Source organism: Novosphingobium mathurense, from assembly GCF_900168325.1.
In the GTDB taxonomy this organism is placed as follows: Bacteria; Pseudomonadota; Alphaproteobacteria; order Sphingomonadales; family Sphingomonadaceae; genus Novosphingobium; species Novosphingobium mathurense.
This window is the reverse complement of sequence record NZ_FVZE01000007.1, coordinates 96,504-111,104: the sequence shown is the minus strand read 5'-3', so window position 1 is coordinate 111,104 and position 14,601 is coordinate 96,504. Positions and strand designations below refer to the sequence as shown.

The 14,601-nt window shown below is 61.4% G+C and carries 11 protein-coding genes; 6 read left to right on the top strand and 5 right to left on the bottom strand.

Annotation, left to right across the window (positions count from 1 at the left end):
* Positions 1 to 244 precede the first annotated feature (244 nt).
* From B5483_RS18340 to B5483_RS18330, 3 genes are all read left to right on the top strand, one after another.
* A complete protein-coding gene (locus tag B5483_RS18340; RefSeq protein ID WP_079731459.1) occupies positions 245 to 604 on the top strand; it encodes a hypothetical protein in 360 nt (119 codons plus the stop codon).
* Between the two features lie 105 nt (positions 605 to 709).
* Positions 710 to 1,216: a hypothetical protein gene (locus B5483_RS18335; protein WP_245829367.1), complete on the top strand. Its 507-nt coding sequence runs from the start codon at positions 710 to 712 to the stop codon at positions 1,214 to 1,216.
* Positions 1,217 to 1,224: 8 nt separating this feature from the next.
* Positions 1,225 to 1,497 carry a hypothetical protein gene (locus tag B5483_RS18330; RefSeq protein WP_079731457.1) on the top strand — a complete coding sequence of 91 codons (273 nt, stop codon included), beginning with the start codon at positions 1,225 to 1,227 and terminating at the stop codon, positions 1,495 to 1,497.
* Here B5483_RS18330 and B5483_RS23555 read toward each other — a convergent pair.
* Positions 1,467 to 1,955 (bottom strand): lytic transglycosylase domain-containing protein, encoded by a 489-nt coding sequence (locus B5483_RS23555; RefSeq protein WP_281251253.1) that lies wholly within the window; start codon positions 1,953 to 1,955, stop codon positions 1,467 to 1,469. The genes B5483_RS18330 and B5483_RS23555 overlap by 31 nt on opposite strands.
* An 892-nt stretch (positions 1,956 to 2,847) precedes the next feature.
* Positions 2,848 to 3,327 carry an Lrp/AsnC family transcriptional regulator gene (locus tag B5483_RS18320; RefSeq protein WP_079731456.1) on the bottom strand — a complete coding sequence of 160 codons (480 nt, stop codon included), beginning with the start codon at positions 3,325 to 3,327 and terminating at the stop codon, positions 2,848 to 2,850.
* Between the two features lie 127 nt (positions 3,328 to 3,454).
* Between B5483_RS18320 and B5483_RS18315 the strand changes: the two genes are divergently transcribed.
* The 3 genes from B5483_RS18315 to B5483_RS18305 all read left to right on the top strand — a co-directional run bounded on the left by B5483_RS18315 (position 3,455) and on the right by B5483_RS18305 (position 8,955).
* Positions 3,455 to 5,800: a transketolase family protein gene (locus B5483_RS18315; RefSeq protein WP_079731455.1), complete on the top strand. Its 2,346-nt coding sequence runs from the start codon at positions 3,455 to 3,457 to the stop codon at positions 5,798 to 5,800.
* A 2-nt stretch (positions 5,801 to 5,802) separates the two neighbouring features.
* The gene (locus B5483_RS18310) at positions 5,803 to 7,071 is read left to right on the top strand and encodes a dihydrolipoamide acetyltransferase family protein (protein ID WP_079731454.1); all 1,269 of its coding nucleotides are present in this window, start codon (positions 5,803 to 5,805) and stop codon (positions 7,069 to 7,071) included.
* 258 nt (positions 7,072 to 7,329) lie between these two features.
* The gene (locus tag B5483_RS18305) at positions 7,330 to 8,955 is read left to right on the top strand and encodes an FAD-dependent monooxygenase (protein WP_079731453.1); all 1,626 of its coding nucleotides are present in this window, start codon (positions 7,330 to 7,332) and stop codon (positions 8,953 to 8,955) included.
* Between the two features lie 370 nt (positions 8,956 to 9,325).
* Here the strand turns inward: B5483_RS18305 and B5483_RS18300 are convergent, their stop codons facing one another.
* From B5483_RS18300 to B5483_RS18290, 3 genes are all read right to left on the bottom strand, one after another.
* Positions 9,326 to 10,402 (bottom strand): IS5 family transposase, encoded by a 1,077-nt coding sequence (locus tag B5483_RS18300; RefSeq protein WP_079731504.1) that lies wholly within the window; start codon positions 10,400 to 10,402, stop codon positions 9,326 to 9,328.
* Between the two features lie 180 nt (positions 10,403 to 10,582).
* Entirely contained in the window at positions 10,583 to 11,707 is a 1,125-nt protein-coding gene (gene ribB / locus B5483_RS18295) for a 3,4-dihydroxy-2-butanone-4-phosphate synthase (protein ID WP_079731452.1), read from the bottom strand.
* A gap of 281 nt (positions 11,708 to 11,988) precedes the next feature.
* On the bottom strand, positions 11,989 to 14,277 hold the full coding sequence (locus B5483_RS18290) for a TonB-dependent receptor (protein WP_176168104.1): 2,289 nt from the start codon (positions 14,275 to 14,277) through the stop codon (positions 11,989 to 11,991).
* Positions 14,278 to 14,601 lie beyond the last annotated feature (324 nt).

Genomic DNA, 14,601 nt, shown 5'->3' with positions numbered 1-14,601 from the left:
CCAAGCGAATCGGAAGTTTTCCCGGGGCGGCAACTTGGGGCGTGCTTTGTTTCCCGTTTGGGGAAACGGAATCCCCTCTACGGGAACTGCATTTTCCTTTTCGGGAAACGTTTTTGCCCCAAGGGGAATTGCTGTTCCCGCGGCAGGAAACGAGTATGGCGACTCGCCTCGTCCGGACCGGATTCGCCAAATTTACAATTTCGGCCCATTATGTGCTGCGACAGATGTCCTGGATGACCCGCCTATGGCTACCGGAAACCGCAATGTCCGGATCCACCTGAGCCAGCAGTGCTTCGACCTGCTGGCCGAGGCGATGTGCGCCTATTCCAAGCGTACCGGGCGCTTCCAGACGATGCGAACGACGGTGCAAAGGGCCTGTGGACGCCTTAAATCCCATGGGATTTCCAAGGAAGAGCTCGACCTCTTCCTTAGCGAATTCGCGGTCGACGGCGACATCGCGGTGTGGCTTGAGGTCACGCCGAAGTGGTCGAGCGACTACGATGCGCTGCGCGACAAGGTAAAGAAGATCGGAGAGAAACAGGGCGTTGATAAGATCCTCGTGCCGCTCGCAGTCTACCTCGCCGAGCGCCACAATCTGATCTAGGTAGAGCACCGGAGCAAAGCCCAAGCGCTTCTTAAGACTCTTGACAGGTTATGCCATCCCATAGACGTTTTGCCTTGGGAGGGATGGAAAATGCCTCACAGGAACTTGACGCCTGAGACGGTCTTCAAGCCGAGCACTGATCCCGAGACGGAACCGGTCTTTCTCTTTGCCAATCCGAACCCGGGACCCGGGGAACAGGACCAATACAAGCAGCTGATCAACGCCGAGCTTGCACGACAGGGCATCCCGTCCGCGCATCTGGCTGACCGGATGCGGATCTCCCGTGCGAGGCTCCACAAGATTCTCAAGAAAACCAACCCACTGACTGACGGCATGCGCGACAGGATTTTCAACGAACTTGGCATGGACCACGTTCGGGCTAAAATCAGTGTAGCCTTGCTCCACGATCCAAATGCCTACGCCAATCAGGCCGTGTTCCTGGCTGCCGAAAGTCTCAAGAGCTTCTATCTCGAGGTCATGACCTGCCGGCGCGGCTCGATCGAGGTCGACCTGCGGCCGGCGATCATCCACGAGGCCGCCCGGCGGGCCTATGATCTGCTGCTCTCGCATCAGGACCGGGTCATGCAAAACGACCAGACCCTGCAGGCCTGACGAACGTAATGGCCCCTGAGACCGTTCTGGCATGGCAGAAGCTGTACGGCGCTGTAACCCTGCTCGCCGCGATCTGCTCAGCCTGTGCGGCGCTCAAGACATGCTACGACATTCGGACGGGCGTGATCAGGCCCCCGCAAAAGTCGGTAGTGGCCTGGATTCTCTGGTTGCCGCGCGTGTGGTTGCATTTCCAGCTCGCATATTTCCTGGGGTTTCCGAGCATTCTGGCGATCGGTGTCCTCTATGCGCACTATATCGGGTTTGCGGCATTTATGCCGTAATAGATCAATAGATCGACCTCCCTATAACCCGCAGTTCGGACCGCGACAGTGGCGGCGCTGGCTCTTGCCGCCGCGGCTGTCAGGTCGGGGGTATAGGCTGCAAGCCGAGTCCAATTTGTTGTTATCGTGCGCACGTAACCCAAGGTTTCCGGGATCGCCGGAATGTACCCTGCATTGAGAGACTTCCGTTCTGGTCCGGCATTATAGGCGGCTAACGCCAAGTCCATGCGTCCGAACCGGTAAATTTGGTTGCGTAAATAGCGGGCACCGGCGCGCATGTTTGCGACAGGATCCCACGGGAATGCGAGCCCCAACGAGCGGGCGGTCTCCGGCATGATTTGCATCATCCCCATCGCACCTGCCCTGCTGATTACATTGGGGTTATAACCGGATTCATGCGCCACTACTGCATCCATGAGATCAACTGGAATGCCAAATTCGCACGCCACCTGAGTCATAATCGGATAGTACGTTGCCCTTCGAAGCTCCACACTCGGTTTGAGCCACCAAGTCGGATGATACCTGGACTCCAAGCAGCCAAATTCGGCCCCAGCGCCAGCTCGATCTGGTGAGCTCATGGCATTCCGCATGGCAGAACTCACCGAGTTCGCAGAGAGAAAGGAGGTCGAGTACTCTGGCTCGAAAACCGCTACCGAAACTTCATGGGCCTCTACAACTGTCGACATCAAGGCGGTAACCGCAACCGCCACATTCAACATCACACGCATAGCTCAACCTCTTTTCGCGTGATGGCCAAGTGTGAACTGCGCCTCCCGAGCTAATCATATGAAGCCATTCTCGTCAAACATTGAACGATCAAGGCATGGTAGGCATCAGTCGATGCCTGCTGCCTGGGATCGGCATGCGATCAATTATCCAGACGGCAAAGCAGCTCAATCCTAATTGCTGGCTAGGACGCCGTAGCTTCTGGAGAAGCGACAAGGAATGTCCCTTCACTTCACCAAGCCGTTTGGTCGCATTCGAAGGCATCAAACAGTCTCTCAGAGATGACGGCGAAAGCTGGAGTTTGGTTGGAATGGGCGACATTCACTGGAAATATGTAAGCCCAGCGGGCCAACTTAGAGAGCCTCCCAAGTCGGACGAAAAGACATCACGGACGAAACCAATCATTATTTCTCTTAGAGAAATAGTCTGTTGAATTCTTTCTTGAGCTGGACCCCGTTTCTGGACCCCGCTGCTGGCGGCTATCCAGCGCGGACCGTCGGCTCTACTCATAGGTGGAGGAAGGTCGGTACTCAGACTAAATTTAAATACTTAAAAATGACCATTTGCCGATTTCGTGGTGAAATTCGAACTGCTGTTTTGGGGATTGCCATTCCATAAAAAGGATCAGCTTATATCCATTGTAGGCAGGGCAGTCTTGTAGGCAACCGGCCTGAGGGCAAAGCTGGTGGTGACATTGTACACGCCTTTCACGCGGGTAAGACGGTGACGCAGGAAATCCTCGAAGGCGCCCAGCGACTTGACCAGCACGCGTAGCTGATAATCAGCCTCGCCGGTCATTAAGTAGCATTCCATCACTTCGGGAAACCCGACGACCGCGCTCTCAAACATGGCGAGGTGCCGGTCGTCCTGCTGGTCCAGACGGACCCGGACGAAGGCCGTGACCGACAGCCCGACCGCCTCCGGATTGATCAGTGCGACATATCGAGAGATCACCCCCGCACCCTCGAGCAGGCGAACCCGCCGCAAGCAGGGGCTGGGCGACAGGCCGACCTGCTCCGACAGTTCCTGATTGGTCATCCGCCCGTCAGCCTGAAGTGCATCGAGGATTCGGCAATCAATCGCATCTGGAGTAAATTCTGACATGATCCCCTGCAGTATCGCACATTTGCAGCATCTTATGCCAATTTTCTAAGCCAAAGCCTTCCAATTAGCAAGGACATGCCAAGCGTGATTCCGGTACCTTACTGTCGCAGTGCTCCGGAGAGGCCAAATGGCTATTGCTACTAAGACCGATACCCGCGCCGAAAAGGTTGCCACGCTCGAAGTGATTGACGCACGTCTGCGGTGGCTCTCGGCTTGGACGGTTCACAATGCTAACCATCTTCGCGAAAAGCGCGACGGGCTGAAGGTGGGTGGTCACCAGGCAAGCTGCGCCTCGATGACCGCTATAATGGCCGCGCTCTATTTCCATGCGCTGCGCCCGCAGGACAAGGTCTCAGTCAAGCCCCACGCCGGGCCGTTGCTCCAAGCCATTCACTACATGCTAGGCAACCAGAGCCTCGAGCAGCTGCGGCGCTTCCGCGCGCTGGGCGGCGCGCAATCGTACCCCTCGCGGACCAAGGACGAGATCCCGGTCGACTTCTCGACCGGCTCGGTCGGCCTCGGCGTTGCGGTCACCGCCTTCACCAGCCTGGTTCAGGACTACCTGATCGCCCACGGCCACATGGCGGAGGCCGACGCGGGGCGGATGATCGCGCTGATGGGCGATGCCGAGCTGGACGAGGGCAACATCTACGAGTGCCTGATCGAAGGCTACAAGCACGATATCCGCAACTGCTGGTGGGTGGTCGACTACAACCGCCAGTCGCTCGACAGCACGACCGCCGACCGCATGTTCCGCCGGTTCGACGATATCTTCGAGACCTGCGGCTGGCGGGTGGTCACGCTCAAGAGCGGCAAGCTCCAGCGCGAGGTCTTCGCCCGGCCCGGCGGCCAGTCGATCTCGGAATGGATCGACAATTGCCCGAACGCCGAGTTCGCGGTGCTGACCTATCAGGGCGGCGCGGCCTGGCGCACCCGGTTGCTGGCCGACATCGGCAGCCGCCCGCACGTCAGGAAACTGCTCGATTCGTTCGACGACGACGGCCTTGCCGCGCTCATGACCAACCTGGGCGGGCATTGCATAGAAAGCCTGATGGAGGCCTTCGACAGCGCGCAGGACGAAACGCCCACACTGTTCATCGCCTACACCGTCAAGGGCTATGGCCTGCCGCTGGCCGGGCACAAGGACAACCATTCGGGGATGATGAACCCCGCGCAGATCGAACAGCTGCGCGCATCGATGAACATCGCGCAAGGAAGCGAGTGGGAGCCGTTCGGCGGGCTGGGCGACAATCAGGCCGCCCAGCTCAAGGCATTCCTCGCCGAGAGCCCGCTGGCGCGCAAGGGGCCCGAGCCGGTTGCCCCGGCCGTGCCGGTCCCGGCGCGGCTGGCCGTGCCCAAGGGCGATACCCAGTCCACCCAGGCCGCCTTCGGCAATGTCATGCTGGACCTCGCCAAGTCGTCCGAGCCGCTGGCCGACCGCATCGTCACCACGGCGCCCGACGTGACCCAGACCACGAACCTGGGCGCCTTCGTCAACCAGCGCGGGCTGTTCCGCCGTGCCGAGATGGCCGACGTGTTCCGCGCGGCGAAGATTCCCTCGGCCCAGAAGTGGGCTGCCCACGCCGCCGGCCAGCATGTCGAGCTGGGCATCGCCGAGACCAATTTCTTCATCGCCCTCACCTCGCTGGGCCTTGCCGCGCCGCACTTCGGCACGCGGCTGCTGCCGGTCGGCACGGTCTACGATCCGTTCATCGCCCGCGGCCTCGATGCGCTGAACTATGGCTGCTATTCCGATGCCCGGTTCCTGCTGGTGGGTACGCCTTCGGGCCTCACCCTCGGGCCCGAAGGCGGCGCGCACCAGTCGATCAACACGCCGCTCATCGGCATGGGCCAGCCGGGCCTCACCTACTTCGAGCCGGCCTATGCCGACGAGGTGGCGCTGATGATGCGCTGGGCGTTCGATCACATGCAGCAGCCCGACGGCGGCTCGGTCTACCTGCGCCTGTCCACCCGGCAGGTGCCCCAGATCGCCCGCCCGGACGAGAACTGGGAGGCCGACGCGCTGAAGGGCGCCTACTGGGTGCGCCGCCCCGCCCCCGGCGCGGAAGCTGCCATCGTCTACACCGGCGCGATTGCACCCGAAGCCCTCTCGGCCTGGGAGCAACTGGCCGACGACATCCCCGGCCTCGGCCTGCTCAGCGTGACCTCGCCCGACCTGCTCCACCGCGACTGGTCCGCCGCCCGCGCGGCCCGCTGGACCGGCAAGGCGGCCGGCAGGAGCCACGTCCAGGCCATCCTGTCCGACCTCGCGCCGGGCGCTGGGCTCGTTACCGTGCTCGATGGCTCGCCGGGGGCGCTGTCGTGGCTTGGCGGGGTTGCGGGCATGCGGGTCAGCCCGCTGGGCATCGACCGCTTCGGCCAGACCGGCGACCTGCCCGACCTCTACCGCACCTACCGGCTCGACGCGGACGCGATCATCGACGCCGCCGCCGAACTTTTCATGGGGAACTGACCGTGGCGCTTGAACTGAGGATGCCGGCCCTCTCGCCGACGATGGAAAAGGGCACGCTCGCCCGCTGGCTGGTCGGCATCGGCGACGTGGTGAAGGCGGGCGACATCATCGCCGAGATCGAGACCGACAAGGCCACGATGGAATACGAGAGCGCCGACGAGGGCCGGGTCGAGGCCCTGCTCGTGCCCGACGGCAGCACCGACGTGAAGGTCGGCACGGTCATCGCCACGCTGGCGGATGCCGATGCCCCCCAGGCGACACCCGCCGCAAGCGCGCCCGCCGCCCCTCCGGCGGCCCCGGCTGCCGTGGCCACGCCGGCCCCTGCCCCGGCTGCGGCCAACCCGGCTCCGGCACCCGCACCCGCCCCCCTGATTACCGACGATCCGCGCGCCACCCCGCTGGCCGTCCGGCTGGCTTCGGCCCACGCCATCGACCTTGCCGGCATCCCCGGCAGTGGCCCGCGCGGCAAGATCGTCCGCGCGGACCTTGGCCTCGCCCCCGTCGCGCCCGCGCCGGTCGCCGCTCTGGCGCCCGCGCCAGCCCCCGCGCCCGCCGCCGATATCGCCCCGCCGCCGGCCGGCGTGCCGGTCGAGACCGTGCGCCTGTCCGAAATACGCAAGACCATCGCCCGGCGCCTCACCCAGTCCAAGCAGACGGTGCCGCATTTCTATCTCACCGCGCGCTGCCGGCTCGATCCGCTGCTGGCCCTGCGCACCGAGATCAACGCCAGCTTGGCCGCCACCGGCATCAAGATCTCGGTCAACGACATCCTGATCAAGGCCATGGCCCGCGCCATGAGCCAGGTGCCCGAAGTCAACGTCCAGTTCGGCGGCGACAGCCTGCACCGCTTTGCCCGCGTGGACATCGCCATGGCAGTCGCCATCGACGGCGGGCTGATCACCCCGGTCATCCGCGATGTCGGCAATGCCTCGCTCTCGGCGATCGCAGTGCAAAGCAAAGCGCTTGCCGAAAAGGCCCGTGTTGGCAAGCTCCTGCCCGAGGACTGGCAGGGCGGAACAGCCACGATCTCCAACCTCGGCATGTTCGGGATCGATCAGATGTTCCCAGTGATCAACCCACCCCAGGCCCTTATTCTCGGCGCCGCTGCCGCGATCGAGCAGCCATGGAAGGTCGATGGCCAAATCGCCCTCGCCTCGATCATGGCTGCCTCGGCAAGCTTCGATCATCGGGCGATCGACGGCGCAGATGCAGCTCGCTTCATGGCTGCACTCAAGTTTGCCATCGAAAGCCCGATCCAACTACTTTGTTGAGAGACGGATCTGGTCGACCGCCCCCACAGCAGAATCTAAAGGCAATACTCGAATCTCTTGTTACGTATTGCCGGGTCGTGCGCGATCTCTGTTCTCTCAGCGCCACGAGCCGCAGAGCCATTCCCTAGCTCTATTAGCCCGATTAGGCCTGAGCGCCTGGCAACTCACGGCGTGATGATTCCAACACGCAAATTGCATGGCTCAGAGAGCCATGCAGTATCCGGCGAAGCCACCTAGATGTGAAACATCAGAGAGAGAATGCTAATGAACGTTGATGTTGTGATTGCGGGTGCCGGAGCCGCCGGATTGAGCGCTGCGATCGAACTGGGGCGGCGGGGAATCAACGTCGTGATCCTCGAGTGTCTGGATAAAGACGACTACCGCGGGCCGCGGACCTATCTCATTAACAGCCGGTCGATGGAGCACCTGCGGCGCTGGGGCATCGCGGACCGGCTGGCCGAGCGAAATCCGATCGATCCGGAAATGCAGCCCGACGTTATCTTCGCGACACGGCTAAACGGCTACCTGCTGCATCGCTTCGACCGGCCATTCGTGGGCACCGAACGGGTCGAGGAAGCCGCCGAGAACGCACAGTGGATTCCACAACGCTCGATCGAGGAAACGATGATCGAGCTCGTCAATACAATGCCCACCGTGAAGCTGCTGTGGAGGCACGCGCTGGTATCGTTCACGGAAGTCGAGGATGGCGTGTCATGCGTCGCAACCGATCCTGATGGCAAGGAGTTCGAAATCTCCGGCAAATACTTGGTTGGCGCCGACGGCTCGAAGAGCCTGGTCCGCAAAAGCCTTGGCATTCGACTGCAGGGCCGGGGCAATATGCTGGCGGCCTTCGTCTATCACGTGCGCGTGCCTGAACTGAAGCGCATCTCGAAGGTCGGCCACTCGTCGTTCTACTGGTTCGTCAACGGCTCCTACGGGGGCTACTCAGGGGTTACCATCAACTGCGTGCGCGAAGGGGAATACAGTATCGGCAGTTTCCCCTGCCCACCCGGGATAGACGCCAGCGACGAGGCGCAGGTGCGCAAAGTCATCTATGCCGGTTTCGGCGAGGAGACGCCGATGGAGTTCATCGGCGGTCGTAGCTACAACATGCACGCGATCATCGCGCCCGAAATGCTGCGGGGCCGGGTAGCCATCGCGGGCGATGCGGCCCACCTGCTCCCCAATCTTGGTGGCTTCGGTTTCAACGTGGGCTTGCTCGACGGCGTCGATATCGGCTGGAAGCTGGCCTACCTGCTGAAGGGCTGGGGTGGCGACAGGCTGCTGCTGTCCTACCAGAACGAGCGCCAGGAAGCCCTGAACTGGGTCGCCAAGATCCAGATCGAGAACGTCGACGTACTCTCGCACGACATTTACATGCCCGGGCTGGAAGATGACACGCCCGAGGGCGAGCGCCTGCGCCAGCGCGCCAAGGAGATCATCGTTCGCGAGAAAACCCAGGAATTCCACAGCCTGGGCACACAAAAGGGCTACCGCCTGACCAAGTCGGAGATCATCTCCGACGATGGTTCACCGCCTGCGCCGACCGACGCGATCCAATATTTCCAGACATCGAGGCCAGGTTCGCTGGCTCCCCACGCCTGGCTGACCGACGGCAGCTCGCTCTACGACCATTTCGGCCCCGAGTTCACGCTGGTTGTGCGCGATGGCTCGGCAGCCGAGGTGGACAGCACGATCGCGGTCGACGTGCCAATCAAGGTTCTGGTTCTGCCCGACCCGGCGATCGCGAAGCTCTATGATACCCGCTTCACGCTGGTCCGGCCCGACCAGATGGTGGCTTGGCGAGGCGACGAGCTGCCGGAAGACTTGGCTGGTTTGATGGCACGGCTTACCGGGAGGGCCGCATCGGCGGCAACGCACTGACGGCGCGATCGCCGGCGCGCGGGCCGCTACCGAACGGTCGTCAGGACTTGGGTCGCGGTCGCACGCCTTTTCGTCGGTCCCGCCATCTCTGATCGCCCCGCGTAAAGTTCCGGACAAGAAAGGCTCGCGCTTCGTCCGTCCGGGACGCAGATTTCCAGGCTGTTCTGGGTTTTAGAATCGCCGACCGGGCGGCTCTAAAACGGGTGACAACTCCGCAGGAGAGCGGAGCATCCGGACACCCTGATTTACCCGCTCACGGTGCTGGGCATAACCTGAAGGTGCGAGGCCGACCGTTTCGGGTTTCCATATCCGGGCATTTTCCGGTCACCGCGTAGGCGTTACGGGCCGTTTCGGGACCTTGGCCGCGTGATCATGCGGTGCTCGCCCGGTTTTCCCAGTAGAGGAAGCGTTTGAAGTTGAACGCGATGTTGGCGAGGCCGATCTTCACCTTGGCCCGCTCAATGCCGATCGTGCGGATGAACAGGCCCATGCGGTGCTTCTGTGTGGCAAAGACGTGCTCGACAGCAGAGCGCACTTTGGATCGGGCGGCATTGGCGCGTTGGCGCTGCGTGGGAAGCGGCTTTCCTGGTGCGCGGCGGAAGTGGATTTTCGATACCAGCCCCGCGCGCAGGATAGCCCGCTCGTTCTTTTGGCTGCGATAGGCGGTATCCGCCCAGATCGCGCTGCCGGTGTTGGCCGGATCGATCAGGTTCGGCAGTTCGCGGCCATCGTAGCGGGCGGCATCACTGGCGCCCCACGTGCGGATGAAGCCGTGCCGCTGGTCGATGCCGATGTGGGATTTGTAGCCGAACATGGGCGTGGCTATCTCGGCCATGAGTTTGCCATCTGGGCCTTTCTTGCGGCGCCCGCGCTTGAGCGTCCAGCGCGCGTCGCGATCCTTCTGCGCGAGCTTTGCCGGCTTGGCGGCCCAGTCTTCCGGAATGCCGCCGCCCTTGACCAGGGCGCGCTCCTCGTCGGTCATGCGCTGACGCGGAGCGGCGATGATGCTGGCATCGACGATCTGCCCGCCCATGGCCAGATAGCCCAGACCTCTGAGGTGGGCGTCGAAGCGGGCAAACAAGGCGTCGATGGCATTAGCGCGCACCAAGCCCTCGCGGAACCGCCAGATCGTCGTCTCGTCGGGCGTGTTGTCGCCATCGTTGAGGCCGAGGAAGCGCCCGAAGCTGCGCCGGTCGAGGATCTGGAACTCGGCTTGCGCATCAGACAGGCCGTAGAGCGTCTGCAGGATCAGCGTCTTGAACATCATCACCGCGACCAGCGGCGGCCGCCCGCCCTTGCTGCCGTCAGATCGTTGCAGGGCCGCATCCAGCGCGGGGCGAAATATCTCAAAGTCGATCAGCGCCACGAGTTTCTCCAGCGGATCGCCCGCCGCCGACAGCGCCGCATACCGCTCATCCAGATCGAAAAAGCCACGCTGCACAGACACATACGCCTCCATCGCTCAAAACGATGGAATCACATTCACACCCTCACCGCCACCAGTAAATCAGGGTGTCCATCCGTTTGCGCGCGACGCTCGGATCTCAACGGTCGGACGTCGGGGTGCGCGTCGAAGACCCAAAAAATCGTTCCGGATCATTGGCGTCGGACACTGACAAAATCGGGATCAATTCAATTCGCGAAAATCAGCCACTCGCAGGCCATATCCCTCGAGAGCAACGAGCTTATGCTCCTCGATTCCGAGCAACACCATGTCCCGAACCCCTAGGTCGAACAGGATCTGCGCACCGATCCCGTAGCTCCTTAACTCGGGGTTCAATGTCTCGTCGCCACCTCTGAATGGATCAGCATGGCGAGAAGGGAGGAGAACGACAATGGCACCAACCCCTTCGCTACCGATCTGAACCATTGCACGTTGGAGCGTGTTCTTTCTCGGCCCGGCCCGACCAAGCAGGTCGTCCAAACCTGAGAGCGTGTGCACGCGCGTCAGGATCGGCAGATTTGAATCGATCTCACCCTTGACGAGAACCGTGCTGTCCGAGCCATCGACTTTGTTTCGGTAGCTCATGATACGCCAAATTCCGCCATATTCGGAATCAAGCTCATCTTCATGCGTGCGTTCGACCAAATTATCGTTCTGTCTGCGATACTCGATGAGGTCTCTTATCGTCCCCACCATGAGATCGTGGCTCCGGGCGAACGACAGCAGCTCATCGTGCGCGGCAACCTCACCCGCGTCGTTCATGACCTTGCATATGACACCGGATGGGTTGAGACCCGCGAGCCGGGCGACATCGACAGCCGCCTCGGTGTGGCCGGCACGGACCAAGACGCCGCCGTCGCGGGCCACCAGAGGAAAGACATGGCCCGGACTGACGATATCGTCACTCCCTGTCCCTGCATCGACGGCGACTGCCACGGTGCGCGCACGATCCGCAGCTGAAATTCCGGTTGTCACACCCGTCCGAGCCTCGATCGAAACGGTGAATGCCGCATCATCGCGCTTCGCATTTTGGCGCGGCATTTGACTGAGGGCCAACTCCTCGGCCCGTGCTTCAGTGAGCGCCAGGCAGATCAGCCCCCGGCCATGCTTGGCCATGAAGTTAATTGCATCCGGCGTTGCCACCTGCGCCGGGATTACCAGGTTACCCGATGCGCCCGGACTATCCTCGTCGATGACAATGAACATCCTGCCATTTCGAGCCTCTTCAATCAGCTTCGAAATCTGGACGATCGGGCTATTGTCACGCATAACGAAATCAAACTCCCCAAGCGCCACGGTCAAATCCATCGGCGGAAATCGACCTGGCAGGCCGCCGTGTCACCCGCGCAGGCAGCGAAACGTCAGCTTTGCTCATATCATGCGACGGACGTCCGCCACGCTTGTCGGGCGGACAGAGCGGCGGCGGCGGCATCCATCGTTCAAGACATCTGCAGCAAAAAAGGCCTGTGGTGCGACGTTGAGGTGACTTCGCGCGTCGGACTCTGGCGAAGCCACCTCACCCATAAATCGTCCTGTCATGCGGATGTCGCCTCGAGAAGCGATCCGTTCGAACAGTCCTGGTCAGAGCATCAAAACTCGACCCCGATCGTCGCGCCAAAGGTACGACCCGGCGATATGTGCACCGCGTCCCCGAAGGGCTGGGCACTGAACTGCGCCGCATAGACGGTATTTGTGATATTCTTTCCCCAGAGCCTCAGATTAAAACGATCCTGGTCCCCGAAGGTAAAATTGACCGAGGCGTTCAAAATGTCATAGGGACGCTGGAACAGGCGGTTGTCCTCCGAGCCAAACCACCCATCGCTGTGGAAATAATTGATGTTCCACCGCGAATTGGCAAACCCTAGCGGCAAATCGTAGGTCAATGCTGCATTGACCGTCCAGTCGGGCGCATTGGGCAGCTCGTTTCCAGTGGCGTCGCCGGGGCCGATGATATTGCCGCCCGTGGGGGACGGTGTTGTGATAGTGGCGTTCGTAAATGTGCCGAACTCGCTCCGGATGATCGCCGCGCCACCCGTCAATGTCAGTCGGTCTGACAGCTGGGCCTCGATATCGAAGTCGAGGCCGTAAATCTTGGCTTTCGGTCCATTCACGATACGCTGGCCAAATGCCGAAAAGGCAGTGAGCTGAATGTCTCGGTAGTCGTAGTAATATGCCGAGGCATTGAGACGAAGCGCTCGATCGAACATCTGCGATTTGAAACCAACCTCATAGGCATCCAGCTTTTCGGGAAGCACCTGTTCGATCGCGGTTATGAACTGGGTATGGTTGAATCCACCCGTCTTGAACCCGCGATTATAGGACGCATAGACCATGAGGTTATTGGAGAAATTGTGATCGATCGCCAGTCGCCATGTGGGCTCGTTTGTCTCTTGGCGATCCGTCTTTTCGGGAAAATCGACGGTTGGTCCGCCGACGTTTATCACGGTGCCGGATATCGCGAAATCGCGAATTTCGTGCGAGTAGCGAATTCCCGCCGTCACCGAAGTCGCCTCGCCCAAGCGGAGCGTGGCCTGCCCGAATCCCGAGAGTGATTCCACGGCGTGAACGGAGCGGGGCAAACGGGTAAATGCGGGAAATTTGAGGGTGAAGTCGGTCACTCTCGCGCGCGACTTGAGGTAGAAGGCGCCCAATGACCAGGTAAGGGCGCCGCCGCCATCCGAGAAGAGCTGGACCTCCTGCGTGAACTGGCGATCGATGAACTTCTGATCGCCGAACGCAAGCGGTAGCGGACCGACGTCAAGGTCGATGCCGTTTATGATCGTCGTCGAGCGGCGCCAGGCGGTAATCGACTTGAGCAGGACCGCTCCAAAGTCGTGGGTTGCGGTGAGGCTCGCACCGCCTTGTTTGGATTTGAAGATCGGATCCGTGGTCGAGAACACATCGAAAGGACGTCCGGTGAACCGAGGTCCAGCCGAGGGAACAGCTTCATATGTGAGACGCCGCGATGGGACATGGGCATCGACCGTCGAGTAATCGCCCGCCAGGATCAGGGTCGTGTCCTCGCCGGCATCGACCTTCAGCTTCGACCGAATGGCCAAATCTTCAGAGTTGCCGACTTCGGTTCCGGTCGTCGTGTTGATACCGAAGCCGTCCTGCTGGTTCTGGTAGTATACCGCAATGTCGGCCGCTACGCCTTCGGCCAGGCCGCCCGTGAGATAAAGGTCGCCACCGATGGTATTGAGATTGCCATAGGTGACCGCTGCCTTGCCGGAGAATTCCGTGCTCGGATCCCGTGTCTTGACCTGGATAAGCCCGCCCGTGGCATTTCTGCCGAATAGCGTACCTTGCGGCCCCTTCAGCACGGTGACTTGCTCAATGTTATTGAGCGAGAATGTCGCGCTGGACGATGACGCATAGTAGACATCGTCCACATAGATCGACACCGGGGTTTCGTTGCCGCCTTGCGCCGACGCCGCACCAATGCCGCGGATGCGGGGGTTGACCGCTCCAACCACCTGAGGGATCTGGAGGCCTGGCGTCATGATCGCGACGTCGGTCGTGGTGGAGATGCCGTTCGCGACAAGGGCTTCTCCGGTAATCGCCGTGATCGCGATCGGCACCTTCTGCATATTCTCGGCGCGCCGCTGAGCTGTCACGACGATATCTCCGTCCGTCGACGGTTCTACCTGCAATGCGCTCTCGGCTGTCTCATTGGCCATGGCCGGCGTCGACACCGCTGCAACGGCAATCGCTGCCGCGCCAAGCATGAGATGATGATGTGACCGCACCTTGAGCATATCCCCTCCTGATGTTTTATTATGAATCCCTTCAAGCCATGAAAGCTGAGAACCCGCTTGAAACTCCGCGCCGGATCGTGCCGGATGGAGTTGCTCCCATGGATGGACTTGAAGCTTCATGCAGGAATCAGCTGCTGCACAAGCAGATATGAGGCCCCTGTCGCTGTCGAGACGAACTTTAGGCATCAAACGGACAAAAGCGGTGTCGGATGGTGCCGCGCTTCGGGTCCATGTCCAGCCTGCCGTAGCGGCGCGGGCGCCTTTTCCGAATCGGACCCTCAGCCTGCTGCCGGCTTGGTGGGCGCCAAGCCAGGGTGCTTTCGCCTGTCGGAGGCGCCCGATGCGAAGTCGGAAGCACGGTTCCGAGTTCGCCCGTGACGCGTTGAAGACGATCCCTGGATGCGGGCCGACGATCGCCCATGGAGGCAGCTAGCGCACCGATGG